Genomic DNA, 7,446 nt, shown 5'->3' with positions numbered 1-7,446 from the left:
AGGGCAATACACCTAGGGCCTCCCGTTCGGACCGGGCCGGGCTCGCGGGGCCCCCGGGGCGGCGGCACCCGGAGCGGGAAAAATCATGCAAGCATGCTTGATTGTTTTACGTCCCGCTGGCAGGCTCCGGGACACACCGCCACGCCCCGAGGGGAGCGCACCGTGTCCGATGCCGCAGCCGTGCTCGACGACCTGCGCAGCGAGAGTGAGGAACTCGACCTGCTCGTAGCCGGGTTGAACGCCTCGCAATGGGCGGGCGCCACACCCGCCGAGGGGTGGACCGTCGCCCATCAGGTGGCCCATCTGAGCTGGACCGACGAGGTCGCGCTGCTCTCCGTCACGGAGCCCGAGCGGTTCGGGGACGAGGTCGACAGGGCGATGAAGGACCCCGAGGGCTTCGTCGACCGGGCCGCCGAGGAGGTCGTCGCCGCGTACGCACCCGACGCCCTCCTCGTCCGCTGGCGCACCGGCCGGGAGCGTCTCCAGGAGGCCCTGCGGGCGGCCCCCTCCGGGACCCGGTTCCCCTGGTACGGGCCGCCGATGAGCGTGGCCTCCATGGCGACCGGGCGGCTCATGGAGACCTGGGCGCACGGCCAGGACATCGCCGACGCCCTCGGAGTCACCCGCGCCCCCACCGCCCGGCTGCGGCACGTCGCCCGGATCGGGGTCCGGGCCCGCGACTACGCCTTCCTCGTCCGGGGGATCCAGCCGCCCGGCGAGGAGTTCCGGGTGGAACTCGAAGGGCCGGACGGCGAGTTGATCGCGTACGGCCCCGAGGGCGCGGACCAGCGCGTCACCGGGCCCCTGCACGACTTCTGCCTGCTGGTCACCCAGCGCGTCCACCGCGACGACCTCGCCGTCCGGGCCGAGGGCACCGACGCCGACACCTGGCTGGGCATCGCGCAGGCCTTCGCCGGGCCCGCCGGGGCCGGGCGCGCCCCGAAGTCGGACCGATGACCGCGCCGCTGCGGGTCGGCAACGCCTCGGGGTTCTACGGCGACCGCTTCGACGCCGTGCGCGAGATGCTCACCGGCGGCCCGCTCGACGTCCTCACCGGCGACTACCTCGCCGAGCTCACCATGCTCATCCTCGGCCGCAGCCGGCTCAAGGACCCCGGGCGCGGATATGCCACCACCTTCCTGCGCCAGCTGGAGGAAGGACTCGGGCTCGCCCACGAGCGCGGGGTGAAGATCGTCACCAACGCGGGCGGGCTCAACCCGGCCGGATTGGCCGACGCGGTGCGGGAGCTGGCCGAGAAGGTGGGCGTGCCCGTGCGCGTCGCCCATGTCGAGGGCGACAGCCTCCCCGTGCCGGACGGCTTCCTCACCGCCAACGCCTACCTCGGCGGGGCGGGCATCGCCGCCTGCCTGCGGGCCGGGGCGGACATCGTCGTCACCGGCCGGGTCACCGACGCCGCCCTCGTCACCGGACCCGCCGCCGCCCACTTCGGCTGGGGGCCCGAGGACCACGACGCGCTCGCCGGAGCCGTCGTCGCCGGACACGTACTGGAGTGCGGCACCCAGGCCACCGGCGGGAACTACTCCTTCTTCCGCGGCCATGACATCCGCCGCCCCGGCTTCCCCGTCGCCGAGATCCACGCCGACGGAAGCTCCGTCATCACCAAGCACGACGGCACGGGCGGCGTCGTCGACCTCGGCACCGTCACCGCCCAGCTGCTGTACGAGACCGGCGGCGCCCGGTACGCGGGCCCCGACGTCACCGCCCGGCTCGACACCGTACGACTGGCCGCCGACGGTCCCGGCCGGGTCCGGATCTCCGGAGTACGCGGCGAGGCCCCGCCGCCCACGCTCAAGGCCGGCCTCACCCGGCTCGGCGGCTGGCGCAACGAGGTCGTCTTCGTGCTCACCGGACTCGACATCGACGCCAAGGCGCAGCTCGTCCGCGACCAGATCGCCGACGCCTTCGCCCGGGCCGGGCGGCAGCCGGACGAGGTGCGCTGGGAGCTCGCGCGCACCGACAGGGCCGACGCCACGACCGAGGAGACGGCGAGCGCCCTGCTCCGGCTCGTCGTCCGCGACCAGGACCCCGACGCCGTGGGGCGCGCCCTGTCCGGCGCCGCGATCGAGCTGGCCCTCGGCAGCTACCCGGGCTTCCACGTCACCGCCCCGCCCGGAAAGGGCGCGCCCTACGGGGTGTTCGAGGCCCGGTACGTACCGGCCGGGGACGTGGACCACGTGGCGGTGCTGCCCGACGGGCGGCGCGAGACGCAGGAGCCGCCCGCCCGGACACGGACCCTGGCGGAGGCCGGACAGCCGCCGCTGCCGGCGCCGCTGGACGCGGGTCCCACCCGTGACGCGCCGCTCGGGCTCGTCGCGGGCGCCCGCAGCGGCGACAAGGGCGGCGACGCCAACATCGGAGTGTGGGTCGGTGGCGACGACGCCTGGCGGTGGCTGGCCCACGAGCTGACCGTCGAGCGGCTGCGGGAACTCCTCCCGGAGACCGCCGGCCTCCCCGTCGTACGCCATGTCCTGCCGAACCTGCGCGCCCTGAACTTCACCGTCCACGGTCTCCTCGGCGAAGGCGTCGCCGCCCAGCACCGCTTCGACCCGCAGGCCAAGGCCGTGGGGGAGTGGCTGCGCTCGCGCCGGCTGGAGATACCCGTGGCCCTGCTGGACAGCGCCGACGCACCGGAGGTGCACGCATGACCGTCCTGCCCACCGGGCTCGACACCGCGAGCCCCGAATACGCCGCGAACCGCGCCGCCCTGCTCGACAAGCTCGCCGAGCTGGACGCCGCGCACGCCAAGGCGCTGGAGGGCGGCGGCGAGAAGTACATCGAGCGGCACCGCAAGCGCGGCAAGCTCCTGGCCCGGGAGCGGATCGAGCTGCTGGTCGACGAGGACAGCCCGTTCCTGGAGCTGTCGCCGCTCGCCGCCTGGGGCAGCGACTATGCGGTCGGCGCGTCGCTCGTCACCGGGATCGGGGTGGTGGAGGGCGTCGAGTGCCTGATCACCGCCAACGACCCGACCGTACGCGGCGGAGCCTCCAACCCCTGGACGCTGAGGAAGGCGCTGCGCGCCAACGAGATCGCCTTCGCCAACCGGCTCCCGGCCATCAGCCTGGTCGAGTCCGGTGGTGCCGATCTGCCGTCCCAGAAGGAGATCTTCATCCCCGGCGGGGCCTTGTTCCGCGACATCACCCGGCTGTCGGCCGCCGGTATCCCGACCGTGGCCGTCGTCTTCGGCAACTCCACCGCCGGTGGCGCGTACGTCCCCGGCATGTCGGACCACACCGTCATGATCAAGGAGCAGTCGAAGGTCTTCCTGGGCGGTCCGCCCCTTGTCAAGATGGCCACCGGTGAGGAGAGCGACGACGAGTCGCTCGGCGGCGCCGAGATGCACGCCCGCACCTCCGGTCTCGCCGACCACTTCGCCGTCGACGAGCACGACGCGCTGCGCCAGGCCCGCCGCATCGTCGCCCGCCTCAACTGGCGGAAGGCCCACCCCGATCCGGGACCGGCCGAGCCGCCGAAGTACGACGAGGACGAGCTGATCGGCATCGTGCCCGGCGACCTCAAGGTGCCCTTCGACCCGCGCGAGGTCATCGCCCGGCTGGTCGACGGCTCGGACTTCGACGCGTTCAAACCGCTCTACGGGACCAGCCTGGTCACCGGCTGGGCCAGGCTGCACGGCTACCCGGTCGGCATCCTCGCCAACGCGCAGGGCGTGCTGTTCAGCGAGGAGTCGCAGAAGGCCGCCCAGTTCATCCAGCTCGCCAACCAGCGCGACATCCCGCTCCTGTTCCTCCACAACACCACCGGCTACATGGTCGGCAAGGAGTACGAGCAGGGCGGCATCATCAAGCACGGCGCGATGATGATCAACGCGGTGTCGAACTCGAAGGTCCCGCACCTGTCCGTCCTGATGGGCGCCTCGTACGGCGCCGGGCACTACGGCATGTGCGGCAGGGCCTACGACCCGCGCTTCCTGTTCGCCTGGCCCAGCAGCAAGTCCGCCGTCATGGGCCCGCAGCAGCTGGCCGGGGTGCTCTCCATCGTCGCCCGCGCCTCCGCCGCCGCGAAGGGACGGCCGTACGACGACGAATCGGACGCCGCGCTGCGCGCCATGGTGGAGCAGCAGATAGAGGCCGAGTCCCTGCCGATGTTCCTGTCCGGGCGGCTGTACGACGACGGGGTCATCGACCCCCGCGACACCAGGACCGTCCTCGGGATGTGCCTGTCCGCCATCCACACCGCACCGGTCGAGGGCGCCCGCGGCGGCTTCGGCGTCTTCCGGATGTGAGGAGCCCCCGCATGATCACCACTCTGCTGGTCGCCAACCGGGGCGAGATCGCCTGCCGGATCTTCCGTACCTGCCGCGCGCTCGGCATCGCGACCGTCGCCGTGTACTCCGACGCGGACGCGGGAGCCCTGCACGTGAGGGAGGCCGACACCGCCGTACGGCTGCCGGGGGCCGCGCCCTCCGACACGTACCTCCGCGGCGATCTCGTGGTCGCCGCCGCGCTCGCGGCGGGCGCCGACGCCGTCCACCCCGGGTACGGCTTCCTCTCCGAGAACGCCGGATTCGCCGCCGCCGTGCAGGACGCGGGGCTGGTCTGGGTCGGTCCGCCGGTCGAGGCGATCGAGCTGATGGCGTCAAAGACCCGGGCCAAGAAGCTGATGGCCGCCGCCGGGGTGCCGCTCCTCGCTCCCGTCGACCCGGCCGCGGCCCGCGCCGAGGACCTGCCGCTGCTGCTCAAGGCGGCAGCGGGCGGCGGTGGGCGCGGCATGCGGATCGTGCGGGAACTGGGCGATCTGCCCGGCGAGTTGACGGCCGCGGCCGCCGAGGCGCTGTCCGCGTTCGGGGACGGCGAGGTGTTCGCCGAGCCGTACGTGGAGCGCGGCCGGCACGTCGAGGTCCAGGTCATGGCCGACGAGCACGACGGCGTCTGGGCGCTCGGCACCCGCGACTGCTCGCTCCAGCGTCGCCACCAGAAGGTCATCGAGGAGGCGCCCGCGCCCGGCCTCGACGACGAACTCCGGGACCGGCTGCGCGACGCCGCCACGGCCGCCGCGCGAGCGGTCGGCTACCGGGGCGCCGGCACCGTCGAATTCCTGGTCGCCGCCGACGGACGTCCGTACTTCCTGGAGATGAACACCCGCCTCCAGGTCGAACACCCCGTCACCGAGGCCGTGTTCGGCCTCGACCTCGTCGCCCTTCAGCTACGGGTCGCGGAGGGCGAACCGCTGCCCTCCACCGCGCCCCCGCAGCCCACCGGGCACGCCGTCGAGGCCCGGCTCTACGCCGAGGACCCCGCCCGGGACTGGCAGCCGCAGACCGGATCACTGCATCTGCTCGATGTGCCGGACGAGCCGGGACTGCGCCTGGACACCGGATATACCAGCGGCGACACCATCGGCGTGCACTACGACCCGATGCTCGCCAAGGTCATCGCCCACGCCCCCACCCGCACCGAAGCCGCACGCCTGCTGGCCCGCGCCCTGGAGCGCTCCCGCATCCACGGCCCCGTCACCAACCGGGACCTCCTCGTACGCTCCCTGCGCCACCCGGACTTCGTCGCCGCCCGCCTCGACACCGGCTTCTACGACCGGCACCTGGCAGCCCTGACCCGCGGCGCCGACGAGGCGGACCAACGGCTCGCCGCCACCGCCGCCGCCCTCGCCGCCGCGGCCCGCAACGCCACCTCCATCGCGGGCGGGTTCATTCGCTTCGGCGCCTGGCGCAACCTGCCCTCGCAGCCCCAGCTCAGGCGCTACCGCAGCGAGCCGGACGGCCGCGAGCACGAGATCGCCTACCGCCGCACCCGCGACGGCGTGGCGGTCGAGGTGGAGGGCCTGCGGGTGGTCTCCGCCGGCCGGGCCCGCGTCACCCTCGAACGCGACGATGTCACCCGGCACTTCGACATCCTCGCCCGCGACGACCGGGTGTACGTGGACACCGCCACCGGCTCGCACACCTTCACCGCCCTGCCCCGCTTCACCGACCCCGCCGAGCGCACCGAACCCGGCTCCCTGCTCGCCCCGATGCCCGGCACCGTCGTCCGCCTCGCGGACGGACTCGCGGCCGGGGCCACCGTCGAGGCCGGGCAGCCCCTGATCTGGCTGGAGGCGATGAAGATGGAGCACCGCATCCTCGCCCCCGCCTCCGGCACCCTCACCGCCCTGCACGCCGCAGTCGGCCTCCAGGTGGAGGTCGGCGCACTGCTCGCCGTCGTCACTGACGCACAGGAGGAACCGACCGCATGAGCACCGTCCTCGAAACCGAAGAGCACCAGGCACTGCGCGCCGCCGTCGCCGCACTCGGAAAGCGGTACGGCAGGGAGTACTCCACCGCCTGCGCCCGGAACGGCGAACACCCGCGGGAACTGTGGTCCGAGGCGGGCAAGCTCGGCTACCTCGGCGTGAACCTCCCCGAGGAGTACGGCGGCGGCGGCAGCGGAATGGCCGAACTCGCTATAGTACTTGAGGAGTTGGGGGCCGCAGGCTCCCCGCTCCTCATGATGGTCGTCTCGCCCGCCATCTGCGGCACCGTGATAGCCCGCTTCGGCACCGACGACCAGAAGCGGCAGTGGCTCCCCGGCCTCGCCGACGGCAGCCTCACCATGGCCTTCGGCATCACCGAACCCGACGCCGGCTCCAACTCCCACCGCATCACCACCACCGCCCGCCGCGACGGCGAGCAGTGGGTGCTGAACGGCCGCAAGGTCTTCGTCTCCGGCGTCGACATCGCCGACGCCACGCTGATCGTCGGGCGCACCGAGGACGCCAGGACCGGCAAGCTGAAGCCCTGCCTGTTCATCGTCCCGCGCGAGGCACCCGGCTTCGGGCGCTCCCACATCGAGATGGAACTCCAGGCAGCGGAGAAGCAGTTCGAACTCGTCCTCGACGACGTGCGCCTGCCCGCCGCCGCACTCGTCGGCGAGGAGGACGCCGGGCTCCTCCAGCTCTTCGCCGGACTCAACCCCGAACGCATCATGACCGCCGCCTTCGGCATCGGCATGGGGCGCTACGCCCTGGCCCGCGCCGTCGAGTACGCGAAGACCCGCCAGGTCTGGAAGGAGCCCATCGGCGCCCACCAGGCCATCGCGCACCCGCTCGCCCAGGCCCACATCGAGCTCGAACTGGCCCGCCTGATGATGCAGAAGGCCGCCCGCCTCTACGACGACGGCGACGACATCGGCGCGGGCGAGGCCGCCAACATGGCGAAGTACGCCGCCGGAGAGGCCTGCGTCAAGGCGGTCGACCAGGCCGTGCACACCCTCGGCGGCAACGGCCTCACCCGCGAGTACGGCCTCGGGTCCCTGATCACCGCGTCCCGGGTGGCCAGGATCGCGCCGGTCAGCCGCGAGATGATCCTGAACTACGTCTCCCACCAGTCCCTGGGGCTCCCCAAGTCGTACTGACCGCCTCCTGCCGGCCGCCTCCTTCTCACCGAGTCCCCCTGACCGGCTCCCCCTCACCGGCCAG

At 73.1% G+C, this 7,446-nt stretch carries 5 protein-coding genes; all 5 read left to right on the top strand.

All coding sequences use genetic code 11. The features are described from left to right. The first annotated feature begins 162 nt into the window (after window positions 1-162). From JGS39_RS19760 to JGS39_RS19740, 5 genes are read left to right on the top strand one after another with little or no spacing between them, the layout of a single operon-like run. A complete protein-coding gene (locus JGS39_RS19760; protein WP_219570515.1) occupies window positions 163-957 on the top strand; it encodes a TIGR03084 family metal-binding protein in 795 nt (264 codons plus the stop codon). Next, window positions 954-2,666, top strand: a complete 1,713-nt coding sequence (locus JGS39_RS19755; RefSeq protein ID WP_219570514.1) for an acyclic terpene utilization AtuA family protein — start codon at window positions 954-956, stop codon at window positions 2,664-2,666. The genes JGS39_RS19760 and JGS39_RS19755 overlap by 4 nt, the downstream gene beginning before the upstream one ends. Then, complete coding sequence (locus JGS39_RS19750) at window positions 2,663-4,261, top strand: acyl-CoA carboxylase subunit beta (protein WP_219570513.1); 1,599 nt, start codon at window positions 2,663-2,665, stop codon at window positions 4,259-4,261. The genes JGS39_RS19755 and JGS39_RS19750 overlap by 4 nt, the downstream gene beginning before the upstream one ends. Before the next feature lie 11 nt (window positions 4,262-4,272). Then, a complete protein-coding gene (locus tag JGS39_RS19745) occupies window positions 4,273-6,225 on the top strand; it encodes an ATP-binding protein (RefSeq protein WP_219570512.1) in 1,953 nt (650 codons plus the stop codon). After that, window positions 6,222-7,382 carry an acyl-CoA dehydrogenase family protein gene (locus JGS39_RS19740; protein WP_219570511.1) on the top strand — a complete coding sequence of 387 codons (1,161 nt, stop codon included), beginning with the start codon at window positions 6,222-6,224 and terminating at the stop codon, window positions 7,380-7,382. The genes JGS39_RS19745 and JGS39_RS19740 overlap by 4 nt, the downstream gene beginning before the upstream one ends. Window positions 7,383-7,446 lie beyond the last annotated feature (64 nt).

Source organism: Streptomyces poriferorum (assembly GCF_019399235.1).
GTDB lineage: Bacteria > Actinomycetota > Actinomycetes > Streptomycetales > Streptomycetaceae > Streptomyces > Streptomyces poriferorum.
Note: the sequence above shows the minus strand (reverse complement) of the source record. Positions and strands in the feature narration are given on the sequence as shown.

What these genes read in the sequence shown, in the direction of transcription:
- JGS39_RS19755 (WP_219570514.1), top strand. Translation starts at nt 954, where the DNA reads ATGACCGCGCCGCTGCGGGTCGGCAACGCCTCGGGGTTCTACGGCGAC.
- JGS39_RS19750 (WP_219570513.1), top strand. Translation starts at nt 2,663, where the DNA reads ATGACCGTCCTGCCCACCGGGCTCGACACCGCGAGCCCCGAATACGCC.
- JGS39_RS19745 (WP_219570512.1), top strand. Translation starts at nt 4,273, where the DNA reads ATGATCACCACTCTGCTGGTCGCCAACCGGGGCGAGATCGCCTGCCGG.
- JGS39_RS19740 (WP_219570511.1), top strand. Translation starts at nt 6,222, where the DNA reads ATGAGCACCGTCCTCGAAACCGAAGAGCACCAGGCACTGCGCGCCGCC.